Annotated in this window: 14 protein-coding genes and 2 pseudogenes; 10 read left to right on the forward strand and 6 right to left on the reverse strand. The window is 70.1% G+C overall.

Going from position 1 to position 16,470, the window contains the following annotated elements; all coding sequences use genetic code 11:
• The first annotated feature begins 1 nt into the window (after position 1).
• Positions 2-1,096 (forward strand): FtsX-like permease family protein, encoded by a 1,095-nt coding sequence (locus tag ACH4J0_RS15030; protein WP_396240054.1) that lies wholly within the window; start codon positions 2-4, stop codon positions 1,094-1,096.
• Between the two features lie 132 nt (positions 1,097-1,228).
• The gene (locus ACH4J0_RS15035; protein ID WP_396240056.1) at positions 1,229-2,014 is read left to right on the forward strand and encodes a prephenate dehydrogenase; all 786 of its coding nucleotides are present in this window, start codon (positions 1,229-1,231) and stop codon (positions 2,012-2,014) included.
• Between the two features lie 363 nt (positions 2,015-2,377).
• Here ACH4J0_RS15035 and ACH4J0_RS15040 read toward each other — a convergent pair whose 3' ends face one another.
• The 5 genes from ACH4J0_RS15040 to ACH4J0_RS15060 all read right to left on the reverse strand — a co-directional run bounded on the left by ACH4J0_RS15040 (position 2,378) and on the right by ACH4J0_RS15060 (position 9,097).
• A complete protein-coding gene (locus ACH4J0_RS15040) occupies positions 2,378-2,836 on the reverse strand; it encodes a hypothetical protein (protein WP_396240058.1) in 459 nt (152 codons plus the stop codon).
• A gap of 814 nt (positions 2,837-3,650) precedes the next feature.
• Positions 3,651-5,153 (reverse strand): ArnT family glycosyltransferase, encoded by a 1,503-nt coding sequence (locus ACH4J0_RS15045; RefSeq protein WP_396240059.1) that lies wholly within the window; start codon positions 5,151-5,153, stop codon positions 3,651-3,653.
• A 484-nt stretch (positions 5,154-5,637) separates the two neighbouring features.
• The gene (locus ACH4J0_RS15050; RefSeq protein WP_396240061.1) at positions 5,638-6,915 is read right to left on the reverse strand and encodes an alpha/beta hydrolase family protein; all 1,278 of its coding nucleotides are present in this window, start codon (positions 6,913-6,915) and stop codon (positions 5,638-5,640) included.
• A 770-nt stretch (positions 6,916-7,685) separates the two neighbouring features.
• Positions 7,686-7,886, reverse strand: coding sequence for a hypothetical protein (locus ACH4J0_RS15055; protein WP_396240063.1), 201 nt, complete (start codon positions 7,884-7,886; stop codon positions 7,686-7,688).
• Positions 7,883-9,097 (reverse strand): sensor histidine kinase, encoded by a 1,215-nt coding sequence (locus ACH4J0_RS15060; protein ID WP_396240065.1) that lies wholly within the window; start codon positions 9,095-9,097, stop codon positions 7,883-7,885. The genes ACH4J0_RS15055 and ACH4J0_RS15060 overlap by 4 nt, the downstream gene beginning before the upstream one ends.
• A gap of 144 nt (positions 9,098-9,241) precedes the next feature.
• Between ACH4J0_RS15060 and ACH4J0_RS15065 the strand changes: the two genes are divergently transcribed.
• The 8 genes and pseudogenes from ACH4J0_RS15065 (at position 9,242) to ACH4J0_RS15100 (ending at position 15,767) form a co-directional block, all read left to right on the forward strand.
• A complete protein-coding gene (locus ACH4J0_RS15065) occupies positions 9,242-9,988 on the forward strand; it encodes an ABC transporter ATP-binding protein (RefSeq protein WP_396240067.1) in 747 nt (248 codons plus the stop codon).
• Positions 9,989-10,133: 145 nt separating this feature from the next.
• Positions 10,134-12,479, forward strand: coding sequence for an ABC transporter permease (locus ACH4J0_RS15070; RefSeq protein ID WP_396240069.1), 2,346 nt, complete (start codon positions 10,134-10,136; stop codon positions 12,477-12,479).
• Positions 12,480-12,634: 155 nt separating this feature from the next.
• Positions 12,635-12,799 (forward strand): annotated as a pseudogene (locus ACH4J0_RS15075) (serine dehydratase beta chain); the annotation flags it as partial.
• Between the two features lie 450 nt (positions 12,800-13,249).
• Positions 13,250-13,594 (forward strand): annotated as a pseudogene (locus tag ACH4J0_RS15080) (ISKra4 family transposase); the annotation flags it as partial.
• A 112-nt stretch (positions 13,595-13,706) separates the two neighbouring features.
• Positions 13,707-14,240 (forward strand): CbrC family protein, encoded by a 534-nt coding sequence (locus tag ACH4J0_RS15085; protein ID WP_396240071.1) that lies wholly within the window; start codon positions 13,707-13,709, stop codon positions 14,238-14,240.
• Positions 14,241-14,532: 292 nt separating this feature from the next.
• Positions 14,533-15,075, forward strand: a complete 543-nt coding sequence (locus tag ACH4J0_RS15090; RefSeq protein WP_396240073.1) for an SMI1/KNR4 family protein — start codon at positions 14,533-14,535, stop codon at positions 15,073-15,075.
• Between the two features lie 106 nt (positions 15,076-15,181).
• The gene (locus ACH4J0_RS15095; protein ID WP_396240461.1) at positions 15,182-15,358 is read left to right on the forward strand and encodes a hypothetical protein; all 177 of its coding nucleotides are present in this window, start codon (positions 15,182-15,184) and stop codon (positions 15,356-15,358) included.
• Entirely contained in the window at positions 15,282-15,767 is a 486-nt protein-coding gene (locus ACH4J0_RS15100) for a transposase (RefSeq protein WP_396240075.1), read from the forward strand. Before ACH4J0_RS15095 ends, ACH4J0_RS15100 begins: the two co-directional genes overlap by 77 nt.
• Here ACH4J0_RS15100 and ACH4J0_RS15105 read toward each other — a convergent pair.
• Positions 15,739-16,200: a hypothetical protein gene (locus ACH4J0_RS15105; protein WP_396240077.1), complete on the reverse strand. Its 462-nt coding sequence runs from the start codon at positions 16,198-16,200 to the stop codon at positions 15,739-15,741. The genes ACH4J0_RS15100 and ACH4J0_RS15105 overlap by 29 nt on opposite strands.
• Positions 16,201-16,470 lie beyond the last annotated feature (270 nt).

Here is a 16,470-nt window from a genome sequence, read left to right on the forward strand (position 1 = left end):
CGTGCGCAACCCCCGTCGCACCGGCGTCACCGCCGGGGCGCTGATGATCAGCCTGTCCCTGGTCGGCGCGGTCGCCGTTCTCGCCGCCTCGCTGACCACCTCGGTGGACCGTGACGTCGACAACACCTTCGGTGCCGACTACGTCCTCTCCGGCAACGGCGCCACCCCGATCGGCCACGAGGTCACCGACCGCGTCAAGGCCGTCCCCGGCATCCGGGCCGTCACCCGCCAGCGGTACGCGGTGGCCCACCTGAACGGTTTCCAGCTCGTCGTGTCCGGTGTCGACGTCGCCACCGTCGACCAGGCCGTCAAGCCGCAGTACGTCGCCGGCACCACCGTCGACGTCGCGGCCGGCAAGCTGATGGTCGACCAGACCACCGCCACCGCCGACCACCTCTCGCTCGGCTCGCAGGTCGAACTCCACTTCCTCAACGGGAACGTGGGCACCCTGACCGTCGGCGCGATCTCCAAGCCCCCGGCCGGCGCGGGCAAGGACGGCGGCAGCTGGGAGGTCTCCCTCGACACCCTGAACCGCTTCGCACCCGAGGTCCAGGACTTCACCCTTTACCTCAACACCGCGCCCGGCGTGGACCACGCGAAGGTCCAGGCCGCGCTGGACAGCTCGCTCGCGAGCTACCCCCAGGTGAGCGTGCAGAGCCAGGCCGACTACAAGAAGCAGGTCACCGGCCAGGTCGACACCGTCCTCCACCTCGTCTACGCCCTGCTCGGCCTCGCGATCGTCATCGCCGTCCTCGGCGTCATCAACACCCTTGCCCTGTCGGTGATCGAACGCACCCGCGAGATCGGACTCCTGCGCGCCGTCGGCACCTCGCGCGCCCAGATCGGCCGGATGGTCCGCCTGGAATCGGTCCTCATCGCGGTGCACGGCGCCCTGCTCGGCCTGGGCCTCGGCCTCGCCTGGGGCATCACCGGCCAGAAGGTCCTCACCCTGTACGGGATCACCGCGCTCACCATCCCGTGGGCCACCATCCTGGCCGTGCTCATCGGAGCGGCCCTGTCCGGGCTGGCGGCGGCCGTTCTGCCCGCGGTGAAGGCGGCCCGAACCCGGGTCCTGACCGCCATCGCCACCTCCTGAGGGCCGCTGGTCAGCCAGCCCCGTTGCCCGCACCGCGCGGATCGGCGCGGTTTCTTGTTGGGGACCGCAGCGGCGGGGTAAAGATCGCACAGTCCCTGCGACAGATCGCGTGGGCGGAGGAGACGAGGAACCGTGGCAGAGAGCCGTATTTTCAGTGACACCATCGCCCAGTTGGAGGCGGAACTTCCCGGCATCGAGGTCCGGCGGCGGCGCCTGGAGGACGAGCTGACCGCCGCTGTGGCGCGCGAGAACGCCGTACGCGGAGCCATCCAGAGCTTGCAGGCCCTGGCCGGACTGCCGGCCTCGCAGGACGTCACGTCGGTGGGCAACATTCGGGCAGAGGCGGACGCCACCGCCGGGGGCCGGCCGCAGCAACTCGCGGCCGAAGCCGAGGCGGCGCCGGACCAGGGCGGGGAGCAGACCGAGAAGACCACCATGGGCACGGACACGGCCACGAAGACGGCGAAGAAGACCGCCGCCAAGAAGATCCCGGCGAAGAAGGCCACAGCGAAGAAGGTGGCGCCCGCGAGGAAGGCCACAGGGAAGAAGGTGGCGCCCGCGAAGAAGACCGCGGCGAAGAAGGCCGCCGACGGCGCGCGGCCGCGCACCGCGGCGAAGAAGACGGCCGCGACCGCCGGGGCCGGGCCGGTGCGGACCGGCGCGGAGCCGGCCGCCGAGAAGAGCGAAAAGGCTGCGCCCGCGCCCGGGCGACGCACGACCGGTGCCACCTCCGAGAGCGTGCTGGCCGTACTGGCCGGCGCCCGGGGAGCGCTGCGGGCCCGGGAGGTGACCGCCCGGCTGGGAATCGAGGAGTCGGCGGGCACCGTGAACGCGGTGCGCACCATGCTGGAGCGCCTGGCCAAGGCCGGCCGGGCGCAGCGCCCGGGCCGTGGCCTGTACGCGCAACTGGACGGCTGACCCGCGGGCCCAGCCAGCAGCCGGCCTGGGACCTGGTGGTCGTGGATGAGGCGCACCGTACCGCCGGTTCCGACGGCAAGGTTGGGTGGCTGTCTACGCGGACGGCCGTCTGGCGGCGGTATTTCACGGCGACGCCGAGTCCCCTGCCGCCCACCGCGAGCGGCTGGAAGCCGTGTGGACGAAGGCGGACACCTGTCTGACGGAACGGCTGGCTGCTGGATCCGCGCCGAAGCCCCCCAGGGCGGCGACCCCGACTGCCGACCCGGGGGTGGTGTTGGCTTCTTTACGAAAATCGCCGAGCCGAGCCGCGAGCTCAGCGCTCCGCGCCGCCGCTGAGCGGCGGCGCGGAGCCCCGAGGCCGTCTCAGGTGCCGGTGTTCCACAGCGGCTGGTGGCCGGGGCCGTAGATGACGAGGTTGCCGTCCTGCTGGAACACGAGGGTCGCGCCCGAGTTGCCATAGGTGTTCGAGGCCCACAGCGCCGGGCTGCCACCGTACCCATAGATGACGAAGTTGCCGTCGGGCTGGAACTTGGCGGTCGCGCCGGAGTGGTTCCAGGTGCCGGAGGACCAGATCGGGGTGGCGATGTTGTTGTAGATGACGAGGTTGCCGTCGCTCTGCATGGCAAGCTCATAGTTGTTGACGCAGATGGTCTCGCCGGGGGCGGTCCCGAAGCCCCCGTTGAAGGTCCAGCTGTCGGTGCTGTTGGTGTACTGGCACTGCAACGGGAACGGGTATCCGGCATGCGCCGCGGGCGCGACGGTCATCGCGGCGGCGCTCGCGACGGTCACGAGCCCCGCGGCCAGGGTCTTACGCATACGCATGAAAGGTCTCCGAGATCACATCAGCAGAGGGCAGTTCCGTGATCGTATAGACGCACCGATCGCCCCGCTCACTTGATCCGAAAAACAGTCAGCCTCAGCCACGGCGCGTAGTGATCCGCTCGGCCTGAGCGCGAGTTCGGCTCTCCCTGGTCCTGAGCTGGATCCAACGTCGTTCCACGGAGCTCTCCCCAAACAGTGATCTTGGTCGTGACAGGTGCTCGTGCATGCATGCGCTAACTGGCGGCCTGGCGGCCTTTGAAGCCGTTGTCGTATCCGATCCCGGTGAGCAGAGGTTCGAATGAGACAACTCGATCGGATGATCTCCAACTGGTGCGCGCATGAAGGCAGGGCCTCCTGTTCAGCGCTTCCACCGCTTCACATGAGCGCCCTGAACGAATTCGCCCACAGCCTCGACCGGCTCAGCGCCGAAGTCAGCAGCCCGACGGAACAGGCATGACCGCGCTCAACCCCAGGTCCGGCACTGTCATGTGGCGGTAGGGGACTGGGGCGGGCGTGTTGCACTGCCGTGTTGCACCGGCCTCGGCGCCTGTCCTCTGACATCGAACGTTGATCGCCTGCCACCGGAGTTAGACCACTGCGGGTTTGCGCCACTGAGGACTGACCGCCCATGTCCGCGTACCTGGGGCAGCGCAGGCCCGGTACGGCTCGACGTGCAGCGGAGGCTGGTTCTGCGTGCCGCTGCGCGGTCTGCGGCATCTGACGGGCAGCCGAAACGGAAGGCGGTCGGCGATGGGTGGTGAGCGCACCGGTGGCTGGAGGTGCGGCGGCTGCGCTGCCTGCCCGTGTGACCTGCTCAGTACCGGCGCAGCAGTGGCCACAGGGCCGTCCACGGGCGGTCCGGTCCCGCGCAGAGCACGACGGCCGCGTGCTGCTCCATGTTCGCCGTGCCGTGCCCGTTGTCGACGCGCGCGACCGTGCGGCAGGCGGTGAAGTGCTCCTCCAGGTCGGCGTAGCCCGCTGGGTGGACGAGCAGCACCGGCCCCGTGGCGGTCGCCGGTGGCGGACCCCAGGCCCACAGGCCCATGTGGCCGGAGTACGGGGAGGGCAGGCCGAGGGCGGGCCCGTACTGTGCGAGGGCTCCGGCCTCGCCGTAGTTCGAGGTCAGCAGCACGGCGGTGGGCCGCTGCTCGATGGGGGTGGCCGCCCAGCCGGTGGCGGTGGCGCGCGCGAGCTCCGGCCAGCCGACCTCTTCGCCGATGTCGGGGTCGACCGTCATCGGCACCGCCAGCGCAGAGGCGGGCAGCACCGGCAGGGCGGCCAGCGCGCTGACGAGCAGGGCCGCGAGAAGTCCGCCGGCCAGCCTGGCGCGGTGATCGCGGGCCCAGTGAGCGTACGGTTCACAGCCGGCCGCGGTGAGCGCGTACAGCAGCGGGATGGGGTAGTAGGCCTTGCCGCCGCCCGCTATCACCAGCAGGCAGAGCACCATCCAGGCCACCGCAACCGGTCGGGCCCATCGCAGCTCCGGCCGGCGCAGCAGCCGGCTCAGCCCGGTCAGCCAGAGGGGCGCCAGCAGCGGGGAGAGCTGGAGCGCCTGCATCGGGACGACGAGCAGCCGCCCGCCCGCTCCGCCGGCGGCGCTGATCCCGTGGGCGACCGTCAGCTCGGGCCAGCCGTGCGTGGCCTGCCACCCAAGGACGGGCAGCGCGAACGGGAGCGCGGCAAGCAGCGCGAACAGCGGTCCGAGCAGAGTGCGTGGTCGGGGCACGAGAAGGCCGCGCGGTCCGGCCGTCAGAGCGCCCGCCGCCAGCGCCGCGAGCAGCCCGAGTACCAGCAGCTTGTTCAGCAGCGCGATCCCGACCGCGACGCCGAGCAGCGGCCACCAGCGGGCCTCGCCCGTGCGCAGCAGGCGGAGGGTCAACAGGACGATCGTTAGCCAGCTGGCCAGGTCGAAGGTCGCGGTGGAGAGCAGGTGGCCGTTGCCCAGCACATAGCCCGAGCAAGCCGCAGCTCCTGCCACGAGTACCTGCCCGCCCCGCCCGGCGCCCAGCTCACGGGCGATCAGCGCGGTGAGTGTGATCGAGACCGCGGTGAGCAGCGCGGGCAGGATCCGTACCCCGGTCGGGGTGGCGCCGAACAGCTCCGCCCCGAGCCGGGCCAGTAGCGGGGTGAGCGGCGGCTGGTCCGGATAGCCCCAGGCAATGTGGCGACCGGCGAGCAGGAAGTACAGCTCGTCGCGGTGAAAGCCATAGCGACTTGACAGCGTGATCAGCAACGCCGCGGCAGCGGTCGCGATCCCGCCGACCGGCCCTGCCGCGAACGGCCCCAGGCACGGCTGTGCATTCCCCCGAGTGCGCATGCCCGCATTCTCACTCTCCGGCACAGGGCCCGAGAAGAGCCTGGAAGACGGCAATCGGACCAGCGACCCGCTTGACGGGCTACCCCGTGCGATCAATCGTCAATGGCACGAACCCGCAGTGGTCGAACTTCGGTGGCAACCGGTCAAGGTTCCGTGGCACGGGACAGCGCCTCCCGCCCCGCTGCTGCGCCCAGGCCGTGTCGTGGCCAGGGCGGGCGTGTCCGGGCAGGGGGCCGAAAGTGGCGCAGCCGGACCCCGAACTGCTGCCCTTGGACGCCGCACCGGCCTCGACATCCGGGCCGATGCCCTCCGAAGCGGCCACACGGTGAACGGGCAGTTCGGCGACCTCCTCGGCGCCCGCCGCGTCTGACAAGTCCTCACCCCACCGCCGCCGGGCAACCGGTCCGGCGCCGCCCCTTCGGGCTGCTTCAGCGGGCAGTGGGCGGCCGTACCCCCGTGGCGGCCGCCTGCCGCCGTACCGGGCCTACGGGTGGTACACGACCTCCGGGAAGGCCTTCGACGGCCCGTCGAGCAGGTTGCCCCGGCGCCGGTTGCGCAGGTGGAGGTCGAAGAAGGCGAGCGGGTAGGCCTGCTGGATGAGGACGCCGCGGTCGGGGTCGAGGGTGCCGACCTGGGACTGGATCTGCTGCTTGGTCATGCCGAGCAGCCTGCCTGCCTGGGGGATCAGCGTCATGTTGTCGCCGTACGAGGGGTGCACGGCGCCGGTGGCCTGGACGTCGAGGCGCCAGCCGCGCAGGTGGCCCCAGAAGGTCTCGACGTACGGGCTGGCAGCCCGGGTGTAGTTGGCGGTCATCAGCATGAACGGCCGGTCGATGTCGGTGGTGATGGCGGGGTTCGACTCCATCCGGCCGTCGAAGGTGAGGCCGGCGCGGATGCGCGGGTCGGCGACCATGGCGAGGGCGGCGGCGGTGCCGCCCTTGGACCAGCCGGAGACGCCGACGTTCCGCGCGTCCAGGGCGCCGAGCAGGCCGGTCGGCAGGGTGCGGCCGTCGACGTCGGGGTTGCGCCCGTTGGCGAGGTCGACGACGCGCTCGAGCAGGAAGAGCAGGTCGGCGGCGTAGTCCTTCGGGTACAGCCCGGGGGCGACGCCGTCCCGGGTGACGACGGTCCCGTCCGGGAACTCGGTGATGCCGTCGTGGGTGTGGTCGACGGTGACGACGGCGAAGCCGTGGCTGGCCAGCTCCTGGACCCCGATGGTGTGTTCGCCGCGGTGGCCGCCCGCGCCGTGCGAGTAGAGGACGACAGGCAGCGGCCGGCCGGTCCGGTGGACGGGCGCGCCCTGGTGGCCAGCGGTGAGCGGGGCGAGCGAGAGGGGGAGCGGGAAGCCGACGTCGTCGAGCAGGGCCTTCAGGGCGCCGTCGGTCATCCAGGGGGCGAGCGGGTACGCGTCGGCGTCCGCGGCACGGGCCGGGTACCAGACGGTGGCCATCAGCTCGCGGAACTTTCCGGGCCTGGCGTTGGGGTCGAGCCGGGACTCGTCGCGCAGGTGCAGCGGCACCATGCCCACCGGGAAGGGGCCGGTGGGCGCAGTCAGGGTGAGCCGAGCGGGGGAGCCGGTGTCTGAGGGGACGGTGCCGGGGGAGCCGGTGCCGGCGGAGGTGGGAGCGGGAGTGGCCGAGGCGGTGCGGGCGAGGCCCAGGGGCGCGACGGCGCCCAGGGCGAGGGCGGCGCCCAGCACGCGGCGGCGGGTCGGTCCGGTACGGCGTGCGACCGGCGTGGTGTCCATCGGCGTGGTGTCCATGCGCTGAACGCTGTCATGCGGGGCGGGTGGGCAGCATCAACCCACCGATTGATCCTCCGTCACCTCGTATTGGTCCAGAGGTTTACATCCCCGGGCTAATGCGGAACGGGTGCGAGCGGGGTCCGGTGGAGCCCTGGTCGACGGATAGCCGGATGACCGGACGACTGGATGGCCGGAGGAACAGACGAAGACGGGGTCGCGGACCTTTTCTGCCCAGTGTCCATCGAGCAGGACACCACCATCCCCCAGGCCGCTGCCCCTAATGCAGTGGAGGGCCAGGTCCTGCCCTCAAGCGGGCAGATACTCAGCGAGCACCGAGCGCTGTTCGTCATACTCGCTGCTGCGACTCGGCGCGTTGTGCCGCGCGCCGGGAACGTGAGCCGACTGCCGCAAGCTTTCCGCCCGCGCCGTCTCCCGGGCCAGCAGATCGGCTTGCGGGCGGTGGGAGCGGGCCGTGTCAGGGTTCGTGGGTATTCGTACTGGCGGCGGGTGTCTGTGGTGTAGATCGTCCGTCAGGGCGGTTCGTGGTGGCTCCGGCCCCGACGTGCTCCCGCCGGACTACGAGCTCTTCGGTCGGTCACGGTCCGTCGGGTCGGCGAGATACTCGGCCTACCTGTCGGCGTCCGGGGCAAGCTGGAGCCGCTTCGCGCACAACCGACCAAGCTCGCCGACCGCGGCTGGCCGTGCAGGCCCGCCGACGGCCGGTTCAGATCGGGGTTGAGAGGATCGGACAGTGGAATAGCGCTGGACGGGCCGGAGCACGTGGATCTTCACGAACCGTGCGGCGCGTTTCTCAGGTCGGTTCGTTGAGACAGCGCGCGAACACGCCAGTGAACACGTACCAGGCGCACCGCCTCGCGGCCGTCGCCGGCCTCGCCGACCACCTCCAGGTCGGCGGTGCCGCCGACCAGGATCCCGAGCCCGACCAGCATCAGCGGCTGGTCATCGACCAGCAGCACCCGCACGCTCATGCCGGGAGCCTCGCCGTCACCCGGAATCCGCCCTCCGGACGCCGGCCCGCGCTGAACTGGCCGGACAGCAACGACACCCGCTCGCGCATGCCGAGCAAGCCGAAGCCACTCCCGCCAGCCGCCGCCGAGGGCCTGGGACGGCCGGGCTCGCCGGGACCGTCCTCCCCGTCGTCCACCACCTCGATCGTCACTCCTTCCGGCTCGTAACCCACCGCGACCCGGCACGTCCGCGCACCGGAATGCCGCACCACGTTCGTCACCGACTCCTGGACGATCCGAAACGCCGACAGCTCGATCTCCGGCGGCAGCGGACGCCGCTCGCCCCACCAGGTCACCTGGACCCGCACCCCGGCGTCGGCCGTGCGTTCGGCGAGCCGCGGAATATCGGCCAGGCAGCCGGCCGGCGCCAACGGAGCGGCCCCCGGCATGGCATCGACCGGCTCGGCGCGGCGCAGCGCCCCGAGCATGCGCTGCAGCTCGAGCAGCGTCTGGCGGCTGGTGGTCTCGATGCCGGTCAGCGCCTGCCGCGTCTGCTCGGGCTTGGTGTCCACGACCCGCGCCGCCGCTCCCGACAGCACCGTGATGATCCCGATGCTGTGCGCGACGCTGTCGTGCAGTTCGCGGGCGATCCGTAGCCGCTCGGTGACGACGGCGCGGGCCGCCCTCTGCTCGTGCAGGGCTTCGAGGTATTCACGGCGTTTGCGGTACACCCCTCCGATAACCCACGCGACCGCGAGCCACGACGCGTACTGCCCGGCCCACCCGACCGCGTCGCCGACGGAGCCCTCGGGGTTGACGTGGGTGAAGTTGACGAACGCGGTCGCGACGGCCGCGACGGAGCCGACGGCGGCAGCCTTCGGCCGCCGGACGGCGAGGTACCCGCCCAAGGCGACGAGCAGGACGAACACGATCAAGGGCCGCGCGCCGAAGATGTCGCTGAGGGCTGATTCGCCCAGGATCGTCGCGAAGACCGCCGTCGGCAGACGGTGCACCAGCAGAACCGGAAGGGCGAGCACGACGCACAGACCGATCGTCTGGAGGGGCCCGAGGCCGGGAAACCAGAACAGGCCGTCGAAGTGCCTAACCTCAGGGACCGGCATCGTAAAGCAGAGCATCAGCGCGTAGAAGCAGGCGGTGGCCAGCACCACGGCCTGTGACCTCAGCCAGGTCACGCGCTTCGATGTCGGGAGACGCTGGAGAAGCTCTTCCATACGGAGATCGTATTCAGCGGCTTCGGCTCCGCGCGTCGCCCCGGGGATGTACGCGGGGTACACCCCCGGGCCGAAGGCCTGGGGGGAGAGGTGACACCCGCCGGCCGACGCGACGGATCACGCTCCGTTCGTAGGTTCGTGACCATGACGAACGCACCGATGATCGACGTCCGCGAGGCGACGAAGAAGTACGATGACGGCCCGCCCGCGCTGGCCGGTGTGACCTTGTCCGTGGCGTCCGGTGATTGTGTGGCGATCCTCGGCCACTCCGGTAGTGGGAAGTCCACGCTGCTGAACCTGATCGCCGGTTTGGACAAGCCCTCCAGCGGCAGTGTCACCGTCGACGGCACACGCGTCGATCAGCTTGGTGAGGCCGGATCGGCGAAGTACCGCCGGGCCTCGATCGGCATGATCTTCCAGTTCTTCAATCTGCTCGACGATCTGACCGTGTTGGACAACGTCATGGTTCCGGCGCAGCTGGCTGGGATGGGCAAGGGTGAGGCGAAGCGCCGGGCCGTCGAGCTGCTCGGCTCGCTGGGTATCGAGCGGCATGTCAAGGCCTATCCGCAGCGGCTGTCCGGTGGTCAACGGCAGCGGGTGGCGGTGGCCAGGGCCCTGATGAACAAGCCGGCGTTGTTGCTGGCTGACGAGCCCACCGGCGCGCTGGACTCGAGCTCGGTCGAGGACGTGCGCCAGCTGCTGCTGGACCTGAACGCCGAGGGCCAGACCATCGTGCTGGTGACCCACGACGTGCAGCTGGCCGCCACCACCGCGCACCGCACCATCGAGTTGGTGGACGGTGCGGTCGCGCGGGACGTCGTCAACAGTGGCAGTGATGCCGGCCTGGCCGCCCACGCGCGGCTGACCCGTCCGGCGGGAGCGGTCGGATGACGCTGCGCAAGCCGCCGATGCCCCGGCGCCTCTTCGAGGCCGGATTCCACGCCATGGCCCGCATGCTGCCGGCGGTGAGCCGGTGAGCGCGCTCGGCAAGGTCGTACGCTCCGGCGTGGGCCGGCGTCGGGTCCAGTCCCTCGTCATGGCTTTGACGACGTTCACCGCGGTGATGTCATCAGTACTCTCCCTCGGCCTGCTGACCGCCGTGCAGGCCCCGTTCGAGCACGCTTTCAACACCCGGAACGGAGCGCACCTGGCGGTCCAGTTCGACGGTTCGAAGGTCACGACCGCGCAGACCACCGCCACCGCGCACGCCGCCGGTGTCACCGAGGCGGCCGGGCCGTACCCGATCGCCGCCGCGTTGGACACGACCGTCGGCACCGACTGCCCCAAGACCGATTGGGCCGGTCACGACAACCATCCGATCACCGTCACCACCCGGCCCGACCTGGGTAGCACCTCCGGGATGGACCAGCTGGTGCTGACCCAGGGGCGCTGGCCGGCCGGCCCGGGCGAGATCGCCCTCCCGGCGAACAACTATGCCGACGCCTGCTTCGGCTCTTCGGTGGTGTTCTCCTCCCTGCCGGGCAAGCCGTCGTTCAAGGTTGTCGGCTTCGCCGACTCGGTGACCAACAGCGCGACCGGCTTCGCCACCGCCGACGGTTTCGCGCGGCTGACCGCCGCCGGGGCCAAGACCGACGAGCAGATGCTCTACCGGTTCGCCAAGGCCGGGACCGACGCCGACATCGCCACCGACAAGCAGGCGGTGGCCGCCGCCGTGCCGGCCGGCGCGGTCGAGGACGGACAGTCGTATCTGACCGCGGAACAGCAGGCGACCGGCAACGCCAAGGCCTTCGTGCCGTTCCTGATCGCCTTCGGGATCCTCGGGCTGGTCCTGTCAGTGCTGATCATCGCGATCGTGGTCAGCGGCGCGGTGGCCTCGGGAATCCGGCGCATCGGGATTCTGAAGTCGTTGGGCTTCACCCCTTCGCAGGTGGCCCGCGCCTACACCGCCCAGGCCATGATCCCGGCGACACTCGGTGTGGTCCTCGGCACGGTCGTCGGCAATCTCGTGGCTGGGCCGATCCTGAACGGGGCCTCCGAGCAGCTCGGCGCGGCCAGTGCCACGATTCCGTTGTGGGTCAGCGCCGTGGTGTCGCTGGGCACCCTGCTGATCGTCGCCGTCACGGCTTCGATCCCGGCGTTGCGGGCCGGCCGGATGTCGGGGGTGCAGGCTCTGGTGGTCGGCCGCGCCCCGAAGGCCGGGCGCGGTCAGACTGCGCAGCGGCTGGCCTCCCGGCTGCCGCTGCCTCGGGCCATGTCGCTGGGGCTGGCGCAGCCCTTCGCCCGGCCGGCCCGGGCCGTACTGGTCGGCGCGGCGGTGCTGCTCGGCACGGTCAGCGTCACCTTCGCGGTGGGGTTGGGGACCGCGTTCAGCAAGTACCAGGACACTACTATGAGCTCGGGCTTCAACGTCGCGTCGAAGCTCGTGATACCCGCAGCCGACGTGGGCGTGTCCTGGGGTCTCTACGGCCCCAACGACCCGCGCCACGCGTACCTGGATGCCCCCAAGGTGGCCGCCGCGCTCGCCGAGGTCCCGGGCACGAAGGCCGCGTTCGGCTGGGGCGACAGCGGCGCGACCATGATCGGCGCGCCGATCGGCGGCGAACCGCCGGTCCTGTACACGGTCAGCGGCGACTTCTCCTGGACGAACATTGAGCTGCTGTCAGGCCGCTGGTACTCGGCGCCCGGCGAGGTCGTGGTCGGCGACAAGCTGGCCTCTGCGGTGGGGATCCACGTCGGTGACAACTTCACCGTGGTGCAGCAGAACAAGCAACTGGCACTGAAGGTCGTCGGCATCGACTTCGACACCCATGGAACCGACTACACGGCCATGACGGATGCGGCCACCTTCACCGCCGCAGGACTGACCCCGCACATCGACCAGTTCAACGTCGAGCTGGCCTCGAACGTCAACGGAAAGGACTGGTCCACCGCAGCCGCCGCCGCCCTGACCCCGCTGAACGCCTCGGTCCAGCCGAACTCGACCGACACGAACCTCGTGGTGCTCATCATGGACGCCCTGGTGGCGGCACTCACGCTGATGTTGACCGCGGTCGCCGCGCTCGGGGTGCTGAGCATGGTGGCGCAGGACACCCGGGAGCGGGTCCACGACATGGGGATCTTCAAGGCCCTCGGGATGACGCCCAAACAGACCATCGCGATGGTCCTGACCACGGTGACACTCACCGGCCTGATCGCCGGACTCATCGGGGTACCGCTCGGGGTCGCATTGGAGAAGGCGACACTGAGCCCGATGAGCAACGCGATCGGCCGGCACCTGCCACCGAGCGTGACCCACGTCTACACCGCCGGGCTGCTCCTTCCGCTGCTGGCCGCCGGGGTCGTGATCGCCCTGCTCGGGGCACTGCTGCCGGCCGGCTGGGCGGCACGGTCCCGGACCGCCACCGCGCTGCGGACCGAGTAGGACCGAGCAGAGCCGCCGGTCGCCGCAGCAGAAGCGGTGCTGGGCACTGCACGGCGCGGCAAGAACGCCAATGCCGACCTCCCCTGGTTGATGCCCTCGGGAGGTCGGCATTCCGGTGTTCTTCCCTCAACACAAAGGCGTGAGAGGCACCCGGCATGGCGGTCAGCGTCTTCGACCTGTTCTCGATCGGCATCGGCCCGTAGTGTTCACACACAGTCGGCCCGATGCGCGCGGCCCGGATGTTCGTCAAGCGCCTGGACAACGAGGGCCCGCTGCCCCGGGTGACCAGGGTCGTCGCAGTACTGCTCGGCGGCACCGGCCTCGCCGAACTCGACTTCGAGGTCGCGCGGTTGGAAGCCGCGGAGGTGGTGTTCGGGCAGTTCACCGACGCTCAGAGGGCCGGTCAGGCGGATGACCCCGCGAAGGCCGAGGAGTTGGAGCGGGTCACGACGGCTCCCGGGGCGGGCGGGATGCTGCTGGTCCCTCACCGCGAAGCGGGCATGGATGTCGACGTGCTGCCAGCCGACTACCAGGCGATCCTCAAGGTCGTGGGGAATGCGGAGGATGCGGTCAAGGCAGGGGATGTGGCGGTGGCGCTCGGTAAGGGAGTACAGCCGGCGCAGGTCGAACCGCTGCGTGGCCAACTGCGGCGCCTGGCGGATCGGGACTGGCTGCAGCGGACCCCGGCGGGTCGCTGTACGGCCCGGCGATAGCGACATTGACCGCGCGACATGGCCTGTTTGCCACGTAACTCATTGACCCTCGACGGGAGTAGTCAAGCCGACCGTGAAGGACTGCCAGCCGCCCGGCGCGAGGCCGTCGATGCCTGCCACCGCTACCTGACCGGCCACCTCGACCAACTCAGCTACGACACCGCCCTCGACAAGGGGTGGCCAATCGCCACCGGCGCGATCGAGGGCGCCTGCCGCCACCTGATCGGCGACCGACTCGACATCACCGGCGCCCGCTAAGGCCTGGCCGGAGCCGAAGCCGTCCTGCGACTACGCGCCCTCGTCTCTAACGGCGACCTCGACGCCTACTGGCGCTTCCGCATCGCCCACGAGCACGAGCGCCTGTACCTCACCGACCAGCACAACCCCGACCTCACCGCTTGATCACGGGCTTCGTTACGGACAGACTGCAACGCATGAGGTTCACAGGCGCGCCCGCCGACACACCGACCACCGGCGACGAAGCCGACCTCTCGAATCTGGGGCAGGCTCAAAGGTGAGCGCCGACCTGCCCTACTTCCGCTACCACCCCGACCCCCTCGCAACCGGATCCATCCGCGCGAGCACCCAGACCTGCGCCTGCTGCGAACGCAGCACCGGATGGATCTACACCGCGACCTTCTACACGGCCCAGGAGGTCAACAAGAGATTCTGCCCTTGGTGCATCGCTGATGGCAGCGCAGCTGAACGATTCGAGGGCGATTTCACCGACGCCTACGGGCTTGACGGCGTCAGCGAGGAGACACTGGAGGAGGTCACCCGCCGCACCCCTGGCTTCCATTGCTGGCAGGATCCGCACTGGCTCGTCCACTGTCATGACGCGGCCGCCTTCATCGGCGAGGTCGGATACACCGAACTGGCGGCTCATCCCGAGGCGCTCGACCAGCTTCGGAGCGACCTACGAATGGACGGTTGGCGCGATGCAGCCCAGCTTGAGCGCTTCCTGAGCCACCTCGGCCAGGGAGCAAACGCCATGCTCTTCCGCTGCACCGTCTGCAGCACCCACCTCGCCTACGCCGACGCCTCATAGCTGCCCCGCGCGATCTTTCCCTTCAAAGGATCCGCACCCAATGAGGTTCTCCTTGAAGCCCGCACGCGGAAGTAGTGCTCGGCCCGCCGGGAACCCCGATCCGGTTCGACGCGCCTCTGCCGGGAGACTGCCTGGAGCAACTCACCTTCACCTCGCGCCGCGGCGAGCGAAAACCCAAGCACGTCGAGGACGGGCGACTCCTGCCCGTGCTCAGCCTGCAGGGCATCTACCGGCTCGCTCCGAGTTCAGCGGACATCCTCACCCGACACCTCAGCGATCAGGAGCCAGGAGCATGACCGACCTCTCGGCCCTTGTGCTGCGAGTCCGCGAACGCGCGGTCCAGCAGGCGGAGGCCCTGCCGGCGTGCGTCACCGACCAGGACATCGCGGTAGCCGAGCGTGAACTCGGATTCGCCCTGCCGGCGCTTCTGAACCGGTTGTACCGGCAGGTGGCCAACGGGGGCTTCGGTCCGGAGTACACCCTGCTGCCCCTCATCGGAGCGGGACGAACGGCTGTCTCGGAGTACGGCCCACTCCGCAGCGCTGCCTCCGAGTACTGGCCGCAGGGAGTACTGCCGATCCTGGACTGGGGCTGCGGCATGTATGCGGCTCTGGACTGCCTGGATCCCGCAGCGCCTGTGCTGCTCTTCGAGCCGAACGCAGGCCCCGAGGACTGGGCCGACGCGTGGTTTCTCGACTCGCCGTCCCTGGCGCAGTGGCTGGGTTCCTGGCTGGAAGGGACCGGCTGGTGGGAGGAAGAGGTCATGATGGCCGAGGACGCGCAGGAACCCGTGCCCTGGTCCGATGCCTCACAGCGTCTCGCGGCGAACGGCTGAACGGGGCACGCAGCGTGTTGCCCAACACGAGGATCGAGAGAGCAATAGGGACCCAGTGACGACACACAAACTGCGGCTATTCGCGGACTACTTCCAGCTCCATGTGATGGACGAGAACGCCGAAGATGATCTGGGTGACGTCTGGACCGCCGATGCGGTGTCGGACGGCCTGGCGGTCTCGGAGCAGACCTTCGACCATGCAAGCGATGGACGCCAGTCCGCTGACCCGTTGGCGGGCTGCAGTCCTAGAGGGTCTGTTGCGAAAGTGGATCTTGAGTTGTGATGATCATGGTGTGGCGCGAGGGGATCTGACGGACGGGCAGTGGGCTCGGCTGGAGCCGTTGCTGCCGGTGGGGAAGAAGGCGGGCAGGCCGCGGACGTGGACACGTCGGCAGTTGATCGACGGGATACGGTGGCGGACCCGCGCGGACACCCCGTGGCGGGACATCCCCGAGCGATACGGTCCGTGTGGACCGGGTCTACGACCCGTGGCCATCAGTGGGGCGCTGTACGACCGCCCAGGGGGAGGATGTGACGGCCGCTGTCAGTCGGCTGGGGTCACAGCCGAAGGTGCCCTCTTTCACAGCGCGCCCGTGCAGCGAGGCGAGGGCCGAGCCCGGGTCGTTGCCGGCTCCCGGGCTCGGCCGCCGCGAGGACTCCGCGTCAGCAGTTCACCGGAAGTGCCAGCGTGACCGGGACCGGACCTCGATAGGCGCCCGACACCGCGAAGGAGGCGTGTACGACCGAGCCGCACGGCACCGTGGCAACGATGCCGTCCACCCGCACCGTGCTGACCGTGAACACGGTGCGCCCGGACACCGCGCCGAGCGATCCCCCGCCGACGGTCTCCGCCGAAAGCCCGGTGATCAGTTCCTGCGGTGCCGGCGGCCACGGCGTCCCCGGCGAGGGCGGGCCCGCCAGCCCGATCTGGCCGTACACCACGACGCGGTCGCCGGTCACCTCCGCGCACACCTTGGTGGACAGGCCGGCCTGCTGGCCGGACCAGCCGCAGGTGGTTGTGGTGGCGGCAGGGGGCTGCGGCGCGTCAGCGAGCGCCGGAACGGGGATGGCAAGGAGCGCCGCGGCGCCAGTCGTGGCGGCCGCGATACGCGAGACGGGGTTCATGGGCTTCTTCCTTCGAGAGCTGGGAGGCGTTCGCAAACTGTCGCGATGTGGCACATGTGATATTTCATTCGCGCCACGACCAGAAGTTTGGCATGCGTTTCGAATGGATGAGGCCGTTTTTGCCTTTGAACTATAGCCATGACCGAAATTGGGCCTTCGATGACGCATTTCCGCCTGGGTGGACGAAGCCCCGTGGAGTCCCCGGCGTCGCCTCGTTGAACCCGGGATGAACCGTCTCCGCGGCCGCCCCACCCAAGGCCGGCCGCACCC

The sequence above is a fragment of the Kitasatospora sp. NPDC017646 genome, from assembly GCF_044329365.1.
In the GTDB taxonomy this organism is placed as follows: domain Bacteria; phylum Actinomycetota; class Actinomycetes; order Streptomycetales; family Streptomycetaceae; genus Kitasatospora.